We start from the raw sequence: 15,873 nt of genomic DNA, 5'->3' as shown, positions 1-15,873 counted from the left end.
TCAGTGTGCCGCCTGCGGCGACGCGTCGCCGACCCCCGCGCCCAGCGGGGCCGGGGCCGTCTCGCGCAGGCGCGCGGCGAGACCGGCGACCGCCCGGCGCGCCGCCCCTGCGGGCGAGACCTCGTGGAGGGCGCGCCCCTCGCGCAGGGCGGTGTCGAGCGCGCGGTCCTCGGGCACCGCGTGCACGTCCACGACGCCGGCGTAGCGCGCGAGCGCCTCGCGCACCGCGCGTTCCGGGCGGGGCCCCACCACGGTCGAGCGGACGCGGTTGACGACGACCACGCGGAGCGCGCCCGCCGCGGCGCCCGTCTCGGCGAGGTCGTCGAGCGCCCGGACGAGGCGCTGCAGCGAGACCGGGTCGGCACCGCCGACGACCACGACGGCGTCCGCGGCCGCGAGCGCGCTGAGCGTCGCGCCGTTGCGCTGCGGCGCACGGGTGTCGTAGGTGAGCAGCTCGTCGCGCTCGATGCCGAAGCCGCAGTCGACGACCGTCCAGTCGGCGACGGTGCGCGCCACCTCCCACACGACGTCGAGCGACGTGCCCGGCAGCTCGGGCCAGCGTGCCGCGCGGGCCACGCCGGTGAGGACCTGCACCCGGGGCAGCACCTCGGGCGCGAGCGCGACGAGGCCCGTGGCGTCGAGCGCGCCCTGGCCGGCGCTGCGCGCGGCCGCCGCGAGGCCCGGGGACTCGTCGAGCATGCCCAGGTGCTGGGCGACCGCACCGCCGTACGTGTCGGCGTCGACCAGCAGCACGGCGGCCTCCGGTCCCGTGGGCGCGACGGCCGGGACGTCGACCTCGGCCGTACGTCGGTCGCGCCGCGCCGGGCGACGCCGCGCAGGCGACGGCGGTCCGGCCAGCTCCGCCGCGAGGTTGACCGCCAGCGTCGTACGGCCCGGCGCACCCGTCGGCCCCCACACCGCCACGACCCGGCCCTCACGACGCTCCGGCGCGGCGGGCGTCGCGGCCGTGCCGGCCGGCGCGGCCGGCTCCGGCGGCGCGGCACCGTCCGACCCTGTGCGCACGACGGCGCGGCGCACGGTCTCGCACAGCACGTCGGGCGGCGCCACGACGTCGACCACGACGTCGGCCCCCAGCGCCCGCACCCGGTCCTCCTCCCAGGTGCCCGGCGCGGCGAGCGCCACCACGGCGAGGCCGTGCGCGTGCAGGTCGCCGACCGCCTCGCGGTCCAGCGCGGGGAAGTCGGCCGACACGAGCGCGACGCGTCCGGCGCCGGCCGCCGCGGCCGCACGCAGCTCGACGACGTCCGCGCAGCGGCGCGTGACCTGCAGCCCCGGCGAGTCGAGGGCGGTCACGACCTCCGCCTCGAGCGGGCCGCGGACCGCGCACAGGACGGTCGCGACGGTCGTGGCGCCGCTCATCGCGCGCCGCCCACGGGCACGACCGCGATCGAGCCCTCGCCCGCGACCGCCGCGAGGACTGCCGGCAGGTCCTCCTCGGCGACGAGGACGTGGACCGTCACGGGCCCGCCCGCGACGAACGTCCCGGCCTCCTCGTCGACCTGCGCGACCGTCACGCCCTGCACGAGCGGGACGGGCTCGCCCGCCGCGGCGTCCGGCTGGGCCCCCGTCGTCCCGGCCGGCGCCGGCGGCACGTGCCACAGGTCGACGTCGGCCCCCGCCACGATCCGGTCCGACAGCCCGCTCGCGACCGGCACCGCCACCGCGCGGACCGCGAGGTCCTCCCCCGCGCCGAGGGCGGTCGCGGGCACGAGCTCACCCGGGTGCACGGTCCGGAGCACGACCGCGTCCTGCGGGAACCCGTCGCTCACGAGGAGGTAGCCCTGCGTCCCGCCCCCGAGGCGGACCTCGACGGTGCGCAGGTCGTCCTCGCCGAGCACGTCGCCCGGCGTGAGCACGCCCGCGGCCGCGTACACGGCTTCGGTCCGTCCCGCCGCGCTCACCGCCCACGAGCCGAGCGCCACCGAGAGCGCGACGACGACCACGCCGACGAGGAGCCGCGGGTCCCGCCAGGTCGGTCGGCGCAGTCGGGCCGCGGCGGGCGGCGCGGCGGCGGCGGGCACGTCCCGGTGGGAACGGTCCAGGGTGGTCGTCATCGAGGTGTCTCCGGGGTCGGTGTCGGGATGGGTTCGGGGCGTGGTGCCCGGTTCGGGGCGAGGCGCCGTCGGGGCGCGCGCCGAGGTGGCTCCGAGGCGCGGCCGGGCTGGGTCCGGGCGTGGCGACAGGGTTCATCGTGGCGGCTCGACGCGCCGCGCGGGAGGGGGTGTGGACAACCGCTGCGAGAGGTCGCGTGCGTGCCACACTGGCGCCATGGCTCAGCGCTTCCTCACCCTCGCCGACGTCACGGAGGAGCTCAACATCTCCGCCGCGCAGGCGTACGCGCTCGTCCGGTCGGGCGAGCTGCCGGCCATCCAGGTCGGGGGCCGTGGGCAGTGGCGCGTCGAGGCGAGCGAGCTCGAGGCGTACATCCAGCGCATGTACGCCCAGACGCGTCAGCGCATCGAGGCCGGGGAGCTCGAGAGCTGAGGACCGCCGGCGTCCCGGCACGCCCCGGCGTCATCGGAACACCGCGCCGGACGCGGTGTCGCTGACGCACAGCAGCGCCGACCAGGGCACCACGCGCGCGCCGTCGTGCGCTCCGGGCCCCGCCTCGACGTCCAGGTGGTCCTTGCCGACGCGCGCGATCCACCCCGGGAGGACGGCCGCCGTCGTGCGGACCTGGACCGGCAGCCGGTCGCGCATGAGGGCGCGGAGCACGTGACCGAGACCGAGACCCCTGGGGCGTGCCGTGACGTCGGGGCGCGCGAACCGGCTCACCCCGGTCAGGGTCGCGACGGCGGTGGCGGGCACGAGGTGCTGGCGGCCCTGCTCCACGACGAGCGACCACTCCGGGGCCACCTCGCGCAGCTGCCCCGTGACGCGCGAGCCGTCGTGCAGCTCCAGCGTGACGACCCCCGCGGTGCTGCGCAGGCGCTCGACCAGCGTGGTGGTCGCGAGCTCGGCGCGCGTCAGGTCGGCGACGGCGTCCGTCACCTCGGCCTGCTCGGCGGCGGCGAGCTGGGCCGCGAGGTCGTCGAACAACGCATCCCATCGCACGCGCACACGGTACCGGGTGGCGACGGTCGCGAGGTCCGGTTCGTCCACAGGTGCGTCACCGTCTGGACAAACGACACCTCGGACGTCTTGAATGCTCCTACGTGCATCAAACAGCATCAAACGACATCAACGAGGTGAACCGGCGACCGCCGGCACCGGACAGGAGACGCGGGGATGCACCGACGGACGGACCGGACACGCTCCGGTGGCGGAGCGCCTGCCGGACGCGCCGGAGGCGTCGTGCTGCTCGTGCTGCTCGCCGTCGCGATGGTCTGCGCGGCCGGGGCGCTGGTGGCTCGCGGCGTCGAGGTCTCCACGACCCTGCGTGCGGCGCGCGTCGAGAGCTACCTCGAGCTCGTCGTCCTCGCGGGCGGCGTCCTCGCCGCCGCCTGGGTCGGGCTCAGCGCGCTCGTCGCCCTCCTCTGCCTCGCCGCCAGGTCCGTCGGCCGCACGTGGTCGCGGGGCGAGCGGCTCGTCGCGCACCACGCCCCCGCCCTGGTGCGGCGCGCGGCGCGCATCGGCGTGAGCGTCTCCGTCGGCACCGGGCTCGTGCTCGGCGGCGGCACGGCCTACGCCGCGGAACCCGACGCCACGGACACGCCGTCCACCGCGGTGGTGGTCGACCTCGGGTGGCGACCGTCCGCCCCGGTGCCCGCGGGCATGCCGACGACCGCACCGGCCGCCGACGGCGCGCTCGGGACGGCCGGCAGCCCCGGCACGGACGACCTGGGCACGGACGACCTCGACACCGAGGAGCCGGGCACCGAGGAGCCGGGCACCGACGATCCCGTCGGCGACACCAGCGCCAGCGGCGTGCCCACCGGCGTGCCGCCCGCCTGGCAGACGTCGACCGGCGCGGCGTCCCACGACGAGGACCCGGCCCCCGGCTCCACCACGGAGGCACCGACCACGGCACCGGCCGCGCAGCCTGCGGCACCGGCCACGGCACCGACCGCGCAGCCTGCGGCACCGGCCGTGGTGGCCGCACCCGGCGTCGACACCGAGGGCGCGGCCGCTGGGGCCCGGGGCGCCGTCGCCCGTGGCGCCACGGACCCGTCGTCCGCCGTCGAGCGGGACGCCGCCCTCACGGTGACACGGGACGCCCCCACGTCGACGGGAGAGGTCGTCGTGCTGCGCGGCGACACCCTGTGGGCGATCGCCGCACGGGCCCTGCCCGCCGACGCCTCCGACGCCGACGTCGCCGCCGCCGTGGAGCGCTGGCACGCCGCGAACGTCGACGTGATCGGCGCCGACCCCGACCTCATCCGCCCCGGCCAGGTTCTGGTCGCACCGTCGGCGTGAGCCACCGACCGAGACGCACGAAGGAACACACGATGGCAACCACCAGCCTCACGGCCCCCGCCCCTACCGCCCTGCGCTCCACGAGCGTCCCCGCCGCCCCCACGGGCCGGCTGCTGCGCTGCGTCGGCGAACGCCCCGTGACCGCGGTCGACGTGCGCGACAGGGACGCTCGTCCGCGCGTGCCGCGCCACCTCGCCGGGGCCCGGCCGCTCAGCCCTGCCGCCCCGGTGCCGCTCCCCGACCCGACGTCGCTGTGCTGCGCCGTGGTGCGTGCCGCGATCGAGGTGCTGCGTGGCGAGCGCACGGTCCAGCAGCTCACCCGCTGGGTCACGCCGCAGATCTACGACGCGCTCGCGCGCCGCGCGCGGCTCGTCCTCGAGGCACCTGGACCCGCGGAGACGGCGGCCCGCCCGGTGACGATCCGTCGCGCGCGGGTGATGCGGCTCGGCGCGGAGGTGGCCGAGGCGACGGTCGTCGTGGACGACGGTGGACGGGTCCGCGCGGCCGCCGCCCGCCTCGAGGCGCGGCGCGGGGCGTGGCGGGTCGTCGCGCTCGAGATCGGGTGACGTCCCCGCCTCGTCCGTGGCGTCGCATCGGGACCCTCCCCCGGGAGACGCCGAGGGGCGGCCGACACCGTCGACCGCCCCTCGCACCGCGGCGGGCCGGACCCGCCCGCGGTCACTCCTCGTTCTTGCCGTGGCACACCTTGTACTTCTTGCCCGAGCCGCACGGGCACTGCGCGTTGCGGGGGGTGCCCGGGAACGTCCGCCCGTCGGCGTCCGCGGCGGTCGCCTCGCCGTGCAGCGCGCGACGAGCACGGCGGCTCGCGTCGCCGGAGACGACGGCACGGCCGGTCCCGTCCTCGCTCGGCGCGCTGTACGACAGCGGCACCTGCTGGTCCGGGCCGTCCAGACCCTTCGCCACGAGCGTCCCGACGCGCTCGCCCGCTCCTGCCGGCGCGGCGGCGACCGGAGCCCCTTCCGCCGCGGCCGCCTCGACGGGCGTCTGCTCCACCGACGACTTCTCGACCGTCGGCTCCTCGGCGGGCGCGTCCTCCACGTCGTCCACCGGCGCGTCCTCGACGGGCGCGCTGCCCGTGGCCGCCTGCGCCGCGGCGTCCGCGACGGCCGGCGTGGTACCCGCCGTCACCGCGCCCGAGGCGCCACCGAGGGCCTGCCCGGCCGCGGACTGCGCAGCGCGCGCCGCCTGGGCGGCGTCGACGACGGCGGGCGAGCCGGCCTGGGCGGCGTCGGGCTCGGCGACCTTGACCTCGAGGTTGAAGAGGAACCCGACGGTCTCCTCCTTGATCGCCTCGGTCATCGCCTGGAAGAGCTGGTAGCCCTCGCGCTGGTACTCGACGAGCGGGTCGCGCTGGGCCATCGCCCGCAGGCCGATGCCCTCCTTGAGGTAGTCCATCTCGTAGAGGTGCTCGCGCCACTTGCGGTCCAGCACGGAGAGCGTGACCCGGCGCTCGAGCTGGCGCATGTTCGCCGAGCCGAGCTGCTCCTCACGGTTCTGGTATGCGATGCGCGCGTCGGAGAGGATCTCCTCGAGCAGGAGCTCGTGGGACAGGCGCGTGACACCGCCCGCCTGCTCGACGACCTCGTCGACCTCGATCGAGACCGGGTAGACGGCCTTGAGCGCCGTCCAGAGCGCGTCGAGGTCCCAGTGCTCCGGGTTGCCCTCGGCCGTCGCGCCCTCGACGTACGCGCGGATCACGTCGCCGAGGAAGTGCTGCACCTGCTCGTGCAGGTCCTCGCCCTCGAGCACGCGACGGCGCTCGTCGTAGATGACGGTGCGCTGGCGCGAGAGCACGTCGTCGTACTTGAGCACGTTCTTGCGGATCTCGAAGTTGCGCGACTCGACCTGGCCCTGCGCGCTGGCGATGCCGCGCGTGACCATCTTCGACTCGAGCGGCACGTCGTCCGGGAAGCCCGCGCGGTTCATCATCGACTCGGCGAGGCCCGAGTTGAACAGGCGCATGAGGTCGTCCTGCATCGACAGGTAGAACCGGGACTCCCCCGGGTCGCCCTGACGACCGGAGCGCCCGCGCAGCTGGTTGTCGATGCGCCGCGACTCGTGGCGCTCGGTCCCGAGCACGTACAGCCCGCCGAGCTCCTTGACCTCGTCGTGCTCTGCGGCGACGGCGGACTTCGCCTTCTCCAGCGCGTCCGGCCACGCGGCCTCGTACTCCTCCGCGTTCTCCGCGGCGTCGAGCCCGCGCGCCGCCAGGTCCGCGACGGCCATGAACTCCGCGTTGCCGCCGAGCATGATGTCGGTACCGCGACCGGCCATGTTCGTCGCGACCGTGACGGCACCCTTGCGGCCCGCCTGCGCGACGATCGCCGCCTCGCGCGCGTGCTGCTTCGCGTTGAGCACCTCGTGCGGGACGCCCTGCTTCTTGAGCTTGGAGGAGAGCAGCTCCGACTTCTCGACGCTCGTCGTGCCGACGAGGACGGGCTGGCCCTTGGCGTGGCGCTCGACGATGTCGGCGACGACGGCGTCGAACTTGCCGTCCTCGTTCTTGTAGACGAGGTCCGGCTGGTCGATGCGCTGCATCGGGCGGTTCGTCGGGATCGGCACCACGCCGAGCGTGTACGTGCCCTGGAACTCCGCGGCCTCGGTGTCGGCCGTACCGGTCATGCCCGAGAGCTTGGAGTACAGGCGGAAGTAGTTCTGGAGCGTGATCGTGGCGAGCGTCTGGTTCTCCGCCTTGATCTGCACGCCCTCCTTCGCCTCGATGGCCTGGTGCATGCCCTCGTTGTAGCGGCGACCGGGAAGGATGCGGCCGGTGTGCTCGTCGACGATCATGACCTCGCCGTTGAGCACGACGTAGTCCTTGTCGCGCTTGAAGAGCTCCTTGGCCTTGATGGCGTTGTTGAGGAACCCGATGAGCGGCGTGTTGAGCGACTCGTAGAGGTTGTCGATGCCGAGGTAGTCCTCGATCTTCTCGATGCCGGGCTCGAGCACGCCGACGGTGCGCTTCTTCTCGTCGACCTCGTAGTCGGAGCCGTCGTTCAGGCGTCGCACGACCTTCGCGAACTCGCCGTACCAGCGGTTCGCGTCGCCGGAGGCCGGGCCGGAGATGATGAGCGGCGTGCGCGCCTCGTCGATGAGGATCGAGTCGACCTCGTCGACGATGGCGAAGTGGTGGCCGCGCTGGACGAGGTCGTCCGTGGACCACGCCATGTTGTCGCGCAGGTAGTCGAAGCCGAACTCGTTGTTCGTGCCGTACGTGATGTCCGCGGCGTACTCCTGGCGGCGCTGCGCGGGCGTCTGGCCCGAGAGGATCACGCCCGTCGTCAGCCCGAGGAAGCGGTACACGCGTCCCATGAGCTCGCTCTGGTACTTCGCCAGGTAGTCGTTGACCGTGACGACGTGCACGCCCTTGCCCTCGAGCGCGTTGAGGTAGGCGGCCGTCGTCGCGACGAGCGTCTTGCCCTCACCGGTCTTCATCTCGGCGATGTTCCCGAGGTGCAGCGCCGCGCCGCCCATGAGCTGGACGTCGAAGTGCCGCTGACCGAGCGTGCGCCGCGCCGCCTCGCGCACGGCGGCGAACGCCTCGGGCAGCAGCTCGTCGAGCGTGGCGCCGCCCTCGAGCCGCGCCTTGAAGCGGTCGGTCTCCTCGCGGAGCTCCTCGTCGGTGAGGTCCTCGAAGCTCGGCTCCAGCTTGTTGATCTGGTCGGCCAGGCCGGACAGCTTCTTGAGGATCCGGCCCTCGCCGAAGCGCAGGACCTTATCGAGGATCGCAGGCACGCAGGACTCCCGTATCGATCGCGTCCCGGGCCGGACGGCCCGGGAGAAGGGCCACCGCCCTCCTCCGCGCGGCTGGCGCGCGGCGGCGGACGACGGCGACGTCGTACAACATCGTAGGCGAGTCGGGGCGCTCACGGACCCGTGCCCGTTTCGCCGACGACGAACCCGGCGGCGGACCCGGGCGGGGCCGCGCTCAGGCCGCGGCCGCGACCTCCGCGGACAGCGCCGGCGCGAGGTCCCCCGCCGGCGCGACGTCGACGTCCGGCACGCCGAGCCAGCCGCCCAGCACGCGGAGCTCCGCGGCGAGGCGTGCCGCCGTCTGCGGCCCGGCGGCCTGCTCCCGGTGCGCCGAGAGCACGCGCAGCACCCCCGCGCGCCGGTCCGCCTTGAGGTCGACGCGCGCCGTGAGGTCCTCCCCCTCGAGGAACGGCAGCACGTAGTACCCGTGGACGCGCTTGGACGCCGGGACGTAGATCTCGATGCGGTAGCGCACGTCGAAGAGCCGTTCGAGGCGCGTGCGCTCGAAGACGAGCGGGTCGAACGGGTTGAGCAGCGTCGCCGCCGTCGCGCGCCGCGGCAGGGCCGCGTCGGCGTGCAGGTAGGTGGTCTCCTCCCAGCCGCGCACCGTCACGGGTCGCAGCGTCCCCGCCTCGACGAGCTCCGCCAGCGCCGTGGTGACCGCCGGCCCGGCGAGGCGGAAGTAGTCCTTGAAGCACCGCAGGGTCCCGACGCCGTGGGCGCGCGCCCCGATCTCGAGCAGGGCGCGCACGGCGTCGGCGTCGGTGACGGGCGGCGCGGCGAGCACCGAGGACGGCAGGACCCGCTCGGTGAGGTCGTAGCAGCGCTCGAACGCGGCGTTGCGGCGGGCGGAGGTGATCTCGCCCGTGAAGAACAGGAACTCGAGCGCACGCTTGGCGACGGTCCAGTTCCACCCCCACTCCGACCGGTCGCGCGGGTGGGCCCGCCCCTGTGCCTCGAGGAGGGCGTGCACCTCGCTGGCGGTGATCGGTCCCCGCTCCGTGACGAGGCGCCGCACGTCCTCGACCGCCTCGGAGTGCGTCATCTCGACCGCGCTGATGGTGCCCCACGCCTCCGTCCGGTAGCGGCGTCGCCGCCACTCGAGCAGGGGCCAGGTGCTCGGCGGCACGTAGGACGCGACGTGCGCCCACGTCTCGACGAGCCGCCGCGGTGCCCGGCCGGCGGCGCGGTCGAGCAGCGCGGTGTCGTAGGGGCCCAGCCGTGCGTACAACGGCATGAGGTGGGCCCTGGCGAGCACGTTCACCGAGTCGATCTGCAGGAGACCGAGCCGGTCGATCACGCCCTGCACGTGCCGCATGGTCGGCGCACCGGACCGCCCGGCGCCGCCTGCCCCGCCGAACGGTCGGGGCCGGTGCAGACCCTGGGCGGCGAGCGCGACGCGGCGGGCCTGCGGGCGGGACATCGACTCGACGGCTGCCATACCCGGATCCTGTCTCGAGCCGCCCACACGGCTGACGTGCGGCGTGGGCGAGGGCGGGCGGTGACGACCGTGCCCGCCCTCGCCGGGACGCCTGCCGCGCGCTACGCGGACTTCTCGACCACCGCCTCGGCGCCGGCGCACGAGGTGTCGAGCGCCACGACACCGTAGGTCCAGCCGCGCCGCCGGTAGGCGACCGACGGGCGGGCGGTCTCGACGTCGACGAAGAGGAAGAAGTCGTGCCCGACCATCTCCATCTCGTAGAGCGCGTCGTCCACCGTCATGGGCTCGGCGGTGTGGAGCTTCTTCCGGATGACCACGGGCGAGTCGCCGTCCCCGAGCGGGGTCTCGACCGCCTCCCCGGGCGTGGTCGGGGCGGTCGGCGGGGCCTGCTCGGCGGGCTCCGGCGCGGCGTGGGCCAGGGGGTCGAAGGGACGGACGTCGACGGGAGGCACGACGGTGTGGTTGCGGTGGTCCTTGCGACGGTCGCGCGCGCGGCGCAGGCGGTGCGCGAGCTTGTCCATCGCGAGGTCGAGCGCACCGAACCGGTCGTCGGCGGCGGCCTCGGCACGGACCACGGGGCCCTTGGCGCGCACGGTGAGCTCGACACGTTCGCGGACCTCGGAGAGCCGTGGGTTGTTCTCGTGGGTGACCTCGACGTCCACCCGCTGCACGGTGGGTGCGAGCTGCTGGACCTTGGCGAGCTTGTCCTCCGCGTGCCGGCGGAAGCGCTCGGCCACCTCGGTGTGCCTGCCGACGACGACGATCTCCATGTGAGCCTCCACGAGGGTCTCGATGGCGCCCGGTGCCCGAGCGCCGTTCCGGGTCAGAGCGGCACCCGTCAGGGTGCCAGCGGGGCCTACCACCTCCCTGCGACGCGCCACCGCGTCGCGGCCTCGGTTCGCTCGCGCGGCGACGGGCACAGGTGTCCTGGAGGCCCGGACGTCCGCGGCGACTGGCCCTCAGACTAACCCCGCCCCTCCGGTCCAGGCAGTCTCAACGGCAGGTGAACCTGAGGACCTCGGACCTCCGTCCGCCCGCCCTCGGACCGCCGCGTCACGGCCCTGCCGCGGACGTGGGCGACGGGGTCGCCGCGAGGACGAACGCGCCGAGGACGGGCACCCCGGCGCCGGCGAGAGCCGTCTCGCACGCGGCCAGGGTCGCGCCGGTCGTGAGCACGTCGTCGACGAGGACGACGCCCGCTCCGCCGGCGAGCGCCCGCCGGGTGCGAGGTCCCGGCGCGACGGCGACCGCACCGAGCCGGGCACCGCGGGCCCGCGCGCCGAGGCCGACCTGGTCGCGGGCGCGCCCGCGCTGCACGAGCACGGGCGCGGTGCGCGCTCCGCCGCCGAGCCCGGCGGCGAAGGCCCCGGCGAGCACGGTCACGGGATCGCGTCCTCGCGCACGGCGCGCGGCGCGTGACGTGGGCGCCCCTGCGACGAGGAGACCCGGCGCACCGCCGGGACCGACGAGCCGGGCCCGCAGGGACGCGCCCGCCGTGCGCGCGGCCGCGGCCAGCGGCGCGTCGAGGTCCGCGCGACCGCGGTCCTTCCAGGCCACGACGACGTCCCGCAGACCGCCCGTGTAGTCGGCGAGGGACCACACGGGCAGCGGGGCCACGTCGTCGAGCCGGTCGAGGCGCGGCGCGCCGCTCTCGCACCGCCGGGGCGGCGCGTCCAGCACACCGAGGCAGCGCGGGCACCAGCGGACGTCGGGCGCGCTGCAGCCGGGGCACGCCACGGGCAGGACGAGGTGCGCGACGTCGCGCAGGGCGCGCCGCAGGACCGCGCGCACCGCGACGGCCGGAGGCGGCGGCGCCTGCGGGCGCGGGGCGGGGCCGGGGGCTCGTGCGGTCACCGGCCCAGGCTGCCCGGCCGCCCGACGGCACGCCGGGGCCGCGGTCCGCCCTGTGGACGCACGGCCTCCGGGTACGACCTGTGCACGCCCCGTGGAGGCGGGAGCGCTCAGCCCGGGTACGTGGGCAGCCGCACCTCGGTCGCGACACGGGTCCACAGGGAGGACGAGCTCGCCGAGTACAGGCTGCCGTCGCTGGTCCCGACGAGCATGGAGCCGATGCCCGTCCCCGCGGCGAGCGACACGGCGCCCTCCAGCAGCGACGCCTTGCGCGTGGGTCCGCCGACGGGCACGAGGTGGACGATCGGCGCGGTGTCGCCCGCCGACCGACCGAGGACGCCGAGCAGCGTGCCGTCGACCCACGTCACCTGCGTCGCGGCGACGAGCGGCTGGCCGACGCGCAGCGGCGCGGAGAGCTCGGTGGGGCGGTTGCCCTCGCCGCGCACGATCCCGGAGACGTGCACCTGCACGCCGGACGCCGTCGCGCTCACCACCGCGATCCGCGCGCCGTCGGGCGCGACGCGCAGCGACATGACGGTCCGGCCGTCGAGCCACGGCGCCGCCACCTCCGTCACCGTGCCGTCGAGGTCGGTGACCTGCAGAGACCCGTCCTGCACCTGCGGACCGCTCCACACGAGGCCGAACCGGTCCACGCTCGGTGCGAGCAGGTTCTCGCCCGTCAGGAGCGTCGTGGACGGCTCCTCGGCGGTGGGGGCCGTCACGAGCCGGCCGGAACCGTCGCGCACGACGAACGTCGCGTCCGCCGACGCTCCCGTGAACGCGAGCGCCGTCGGCTGCAGACCGGTGAGCGGCGCGACCTGCTCGACCGGCTGCGTCTCGCGGCCGACGAGGGTCAGCACCTGGTCGTCGGCCAGCACGACGGGCTCGTTCGGCGTCGCCGCGGCGCGCGCGGTCACCGGGTCGCCCGGGGCGAGCACCGTGCCGCCGACGGAGATCTCCACCGGGCGCGGCGACGGGTCCCCCAGGGACGCCTCGAGCTGCGCCAGGAGCATCCCGCGGTCCTCGGGCGACGTCTCTGCGGCCGGCTCGGTGAGCCGCACCTCGACGGGCCGGCTCGACCCGCTCTCGACCGTGACCGAGTCGATGCTCAGGGCGGTGCCCTCTGGCGCGACCGTGGTGACGGCGCCGCTCAGCCACGGAGCCGGGCCCGCGAGGGTCTCGCGGACCGCGAGGGTCTGCCAGTTGCGCTTGGGGAACCAGCGCTGGTCGGGGACGAGGTAGCGGCGGTCGACCGTCGGGAAGTACAGGTTCGTCGCGCGGTAGGTCAGGTCGAAGTTGGTCGCCGAGATGGCGAGACCGTCGTCCGTCGACTCGATGCGCCACTGGCCGTCGTCGTCGCGCACGAGCCCGTACACGAGCTCCGTCCGCGCACCGGGGACCTGTTCCGTGTAGACGCCGCGCTCGTCGACGACGCCCACGACGTCGGCCGTGGCGCGCACGGTGACGGCGCCCTGGTCGATCGTCGTGTCGTCGACGACGAGGTCCGGCTCGGCCGCGAGCACGGCGACCTGCGCGAGAGGCTGCCAGGTCGACGCGGTCGCCGTCGTGAGGAACTGCGTGGCGACGTCGAACGAGCTGGAGGCGCCCTGCGCCTGCGCCGCGAGGAAGCCGCGCACGATCTGGTCGGGCGGCGCGCCCTCGCGCGGCGCGTCCGCGCGGACGAAGACCGGTCCGGGCTGCGACACGACGGCCTCGCCCTCCATGACGGGCCCCGAGGTGGGGATGGACGCGCACGCGGCGAGCGGCGCGACGACGACCGCCGCCGCGAGCGCCGCGAGACGGCCGCGCAGGCTCCGGGTCATCGTGCCTCCCTCGCTCCGAGCCGCGTGCCGCCCTGTCCGGCCCCGCGGCGTCCGGCGCCGCCGGCGGGCAGGTTCTCCGTCGGCACCACCACGACGGGGATGCCGCCGGTGACGGACGGCAGGTCGGCGGGACCGATCGTCCCGTCCACGTCCTCGACGACGGGAGCGCTCGCGCTCCACGCCTCCCCCAGCCCGCGGTCGGGCGTCGGGTCGCTGACGAGCGGCAGCGGTGAGGACTGCAGCCGGATCCCGGCACGGCGCGGCAGCGTGAGGCGGAAGCTCGCGCCGCGCGCGGGACGGCCCCACGCCTCGAGCCAGCCGCCGTGCAGGTGGGCGTCCTCGAGCGAGATGGCCAGGCCCAGCCCGGTGCCGCCGGAGGTGCGGGCGCGCGCGGGGTCGGCGCGCCAGAAGCGGTCGAACACGTGCTGCACCTCGTCGACCGTCATGCCGACGCCGTGGTCGCGCACGACCACCGCGACCGCGTGCCCGTCCCCGGCGAGCGTCACCTCGACCGGCTTGTCCTCCGCGTGCTCGATCGCGTTGGCGACGAGGTTGCGCACGATGCGCTCGACGCGCCGCGGGTCGACGTCGGCCGTGAGCGGCTCGGGCCCGAGGTGCACGGACAGCCACACGCCCTTGCGCTCGGCGAGCGGGGCGGCGTGCTCGACCGCCGCCACGACGACGTCGCGCACGTCGCGGCGCTCCGCGTCGAGCACCGCCGCCCCGGCGTCGAAGCGGCTGATCTCCAGCAGGTCGGCGAGGAGGTCCTCGAACCGGTCGAGCTGGGCCTGGAGGAGCTCGGTCGAGCGGCGCGAGACCGGGTCGAAGTCCTCGCGCGCCGAGTGCAGCACCTCGGACGCCATGCGGATCGTCGTGAGAGGGGTGCGCAGCTCGTGCGAGACGTCCGAGACGAACCGCCGCTGGAGCATCGACAGCTCCTCCATGCGCCCGATCTGCTCCTGCAGGCTCTGCGCCATCTCGTTGAGCGTGCGGGCGAGCGAGGCCATCTCGTCGTGTCCCTTGACGGGCAGCCGCTCGTCCAGCCGGCCGTCGGCGAGCCGCTCGGCCACGCTCGCCGCCTGTCGGACCGGCATGACCGCCTGCCGGGTGACGAGCGTGGTCATGGCCCCCAGGAGCGCGAGCAGGACGAGCGCGCCGACGAGCAGGACGGACTGCAGGAACGTGAGCGTCTCCTGGTCCGACTCGAGCTCGTACAGGTAGTAGAGCTCGTACGTGCCGGCGACGGGGACCTCGACGGTGGTGCCGACGACGATGCCCGGGACCACGGGCGAGTCCGGGTCCGACGGCGTGCGCGGGACCGCGACCGGCTGGAGCACCTGCTTGCCCTCGGCCTCGACCGTCGCCTCGCGCAGCTCGGGCGAGACGAGCTGCTCGAGCTGGTTGTTGGACGAGACGTCGAGCAGCCCGATGGACGGCTCGTCCTCGGGCCGCCACAGGAACACGTCGCGCGACGCCGAGCCGCTCGACCGCAGCATGCTGTGCAGGTCGTACAGCAGCGACTGGATCTCGGACACCGTCGTCGCCGGCGAGGCGTCGAGCGTCTCGCGCGCGCGCTCGGTCGACTGCGCGCTCTCCAGGTCGATCTCCGCGACCCGGCGCTCGAACAGGCCGTCGCGCACGGTGTCCGACAGGTACGCGCCGAGCGCCGCGAGCGCCACGATCCCGACGACGAGCGTCGACGTCACGACGCGCAGCTGCATCGACGAGCGCCAGCGCCACACGGCGCGGCGCACCAGGGCGCGCGTGCGACGACGCAGCCGGCCCCACGCCGTCGACCAGCGCCCGGCCGTCCGCGCCGGACCGCCGGGCGAGCTGCCGGTGCGCGCGGTCACGTCCGTGCCGCGCCCGCCTTGTAGCCGACGCCGCGCACGGTGAGCACGATCTCGGGGCTCTCCGGGTCGTGCTCGATCTTCGAGCGCAGGCGCTGGACGTGGACGTTGACGAGACGGGTGTCCGCGGCGTGACGGTACCCCCAGACCTTCTCGAGCAGCACCTCGCGCGTGAACACCTGCCACGGCTTGCGCGCGAGCGCGACGAGGAGGTCGAACTCGAGCGGCGTGAGGGCGATCTGCTCGCCGCCGCGCGTCACCCGGTGGCCCGTGACGTCGATCTCGACGTCGCCGATCGCCAGGTGCTCGGGCGCGGGCTCGTCCGAGCGGCGCAGCCGCGCGCGGATGCGGGCGACGAGCTCCTTCGGCTTGAAGGGCTTGGAGATGTAGTCGTCGGCGCCGGACTCGAGACCGAGCACGACGTCGACGGTGTCGCTCTTCGCGGTGAGCATGATGACGGGCACGCCCGACTCCGCGCGGATGAGGCGGCACACCTCCGTCCCGTCCTTGCCGGGCAGCATGAGGTCGAGCAGGACGAGGTCCGGCTGCGTGCTGCGGAAGGTCTCGAGGGCCAGGTCGCCGTCCGCGCAGAAGACGGGCTCGAACCCCTCCGAGCGCAGCACGATGCCGATCATCTCGGCCAGGGCGGTGTCGTCGTCGACCACGAGCACGCGAACCTTCATGCGCCCATACTGCCATCGTCCGACGTGCGAACCCGCTGGCCCGGCGCCCGCCGCGCGTCGTCCGCGCGTACTAG

General features: G+C 75.3%; 13 protein-coding genes. 3 read left to right on the top strand and 10 right to left on the bottom strand.

Annotated features, from left to right (window positions below; all coding sequences use genetic code 11):
• Entirely contained in the window at nucleotides 1-1,380 is a 1,380-nt protein-coding gene (locus ACFTZA_RS09125) for a hypothetical protein (protein WP_378193076.1), read from the bottom strand.
• Nucleotides 1,377-2,075, bottom strand: a complete 699-nt coding sequence (locus ACFTZA_RS09120; RefSeq protein WP_378193073.1) for a hypothetical protein — start codon at nucleotides 2,073-2,075, stop codon at nucleotides 1,377-1,379. The genes ACFTZA_RS09125 and ACFTZA_RS09120 overlap by 4 nt, the downstream gene beginning before the upstream one ends.
• Before the next feature lie 214 nt (nucleotides 2,076-2,289).
• Between ACFTZA_RS09120 and ACFTZA_RS09115 the strand changes: the two genes are divergently transcribed.
• A complete protein-coding gene (locus tag ACFTZA_RS09115; RefSeq protein WP_378193069.1) occupies nucleotides 2,290-2,505 on the top strand; it encodes a helix-turn-helix domain-containing protein in 216 nt (71 codons plus the stop codon).
• A gap of 30 nt (nucleotides 2,506-2,535) precedes the next feature.
• Here ACFTZA_RS09115 and ACFTZA_RS09110 read toward each other — a convergent pair whose 3' ends face one another.
• Nucleotides 2,536-3,075, bottom strand: a complete 540-nt coding sequence (locus tag ACFTZA_RS09110; RefSeq protein WP_378193066.1) for a hypothetical protein — start codon at nucleotides 3,073-3,075, stop codon at nucleotides 2,536-2,538.
• Between the two features lie 240 nt (nucleotides 3,076-3,315).
• Between ACFTZA_RS09110 and ACFTZA_RS09105 the strand changes: the two genes are divergently transcribed.
• Nucleotides 3,316-4,377 carry a LysM peptidoglycan-binding domain-containing protein gene (locus ACFTZA_RS09105; RefSeq protein WP_378193063.1) on the top strand — a complete coding sequence of 354 codons (1,062 nt, stop codon included), beginning with the start codon at nucleotides 3,316-3,318 and terminating at the stop codon, nucleotides 4,375-4,377.
• Between the two features lie 32 nt (nucleotides 4,378-4,409).
• Nucleotides 4,410-4,943: an Rv3235 family protein gene (locus ACFTZA_RS09100; RefSeq protein ID WP_378193060.1), complete on the top strand. Its 534-nt coding sequence runs from the start codon at nucleotides 4,410-4,412 to the stop codon at nucleotides 4,941-4,943.
• Nucleotides 4,944-5,055: 112 nt separating this feature from the next.
• Here ACFTZA_RS09100 and secA read toward each other — a convergent pair whose 3' ends face one another.
• The 7 genes from secA to mtrA form a co-directional block, all read right to left on the bottom strand.
• Entirely contained in the window at nucleotides 5,056-8,133 is a 3,078-nt protein-coding gene (gene secA / locus ACFTZA_RS09095) for a preprotein translocase subunit SecA (protein WP_378193057.1), read from the bottom strand.
• A 193-nt stretch (nucleotides 8,134-8,326) separates the two neighbouring features.
• Nucleotides 8,327-9,592 (bottom strand): winged helix-turn-helix domain-containing protein, encoded by a 1,266-nt coding sequence (locus tag ACFTZA_RS09090; protein WP_378193054.1) that lies wholly within the window; start codon nucleotides 9,590-9,592, stop codon nucleotides 8,327-8,329.
• A 101-nt stretch (nucleotides 9,593-9,693) separates the two neighbouring features.
• Nucleotides 9,694-10,362 (bottom strand): ribosome hibernation-promoting factor, HPF/YfiA family, encoded by a 669-nt coding sequence (hpf, locus tag ACFTZA_RS09085; RefSeq protein ID WP_378193051.1) that lies wholly within the window; start codon nucleotides 10,360-10,362, stop codon nucleotides 9,694-9,696.
• A 283-nt stretch (nucleotides 10,363-10,645) separates the two neighbouring features.
• The gene (locus tag ACFTZA_RS09080) at nucleotides 10,646-11,446 is read right to left on the bottom strand and encodes a ComF family protein (RefSeq protein WP_378193050.1); all 801 of its coding nucleotides are present in this window, start codon (nucleotides 11,444-11,446) and stop codon (nucleotides 10,646-10,648) included.
• Nucleotides 11,447-11,553: 107 nt separating this feature from the next.
• Nucleotides 11,554-13,266 (bottom strand): LpqB family beta-propeller domain-containing protein, encoded by a 1,713-nt coding sequence (locus ACFTZA_RS09075; protein ID WP_378193047.1) that lies wholly within the window; start codon nucleotides 13,264-13,266, stop codon nucleotides 11,554-11,556.
• Nucleotides 13,263-15,119 (bottom strand): MtrAB system histidine kinase MtrB, encoded by a 1,857-nt coding sequence (mtrB, locus tag ACFTZA_RS09070; protein ID WP_378193044.1) that lies wholly within the window; start codon nucleotides 15,117-15,119, stop codon nucleotides 13,263-13,265. Before mtrB ends, ACFTZA_RS09075 begins: the two co-directional genes overlap by 4 nt.
• Complete coding sequence (gene mtrA / locus ACFTZA_RS09065; RefSeq protein WP_378193041.1) at nucleotides 15,116-15,799, bottom strand: MtrAB system response regulator MtrA; 684 nt, start codon at nucleotides 15,797-15,799, stop codon at nucleotides 15,116-15,118. The genes mtrB and mtrA overlap by 4 nt, the downstream gene beginning before the upstream one ends.
• Nucleotides 15,800-15,873: the final 74 nt, after the last annotated feature.

The sequence above is a fragment of the Cellulosimicrobium sp. NPDC057127 genome (assembly GCF_042670945.1).
GTDB lineage: Bacteria > Actinomycetota > Actinomycetes > Actinomycetales > Cellulomonadaceae > Cellulosimicrobium.
This window is presented reverse-complemented; position numbering and strand designations above follow the sequence as displayed.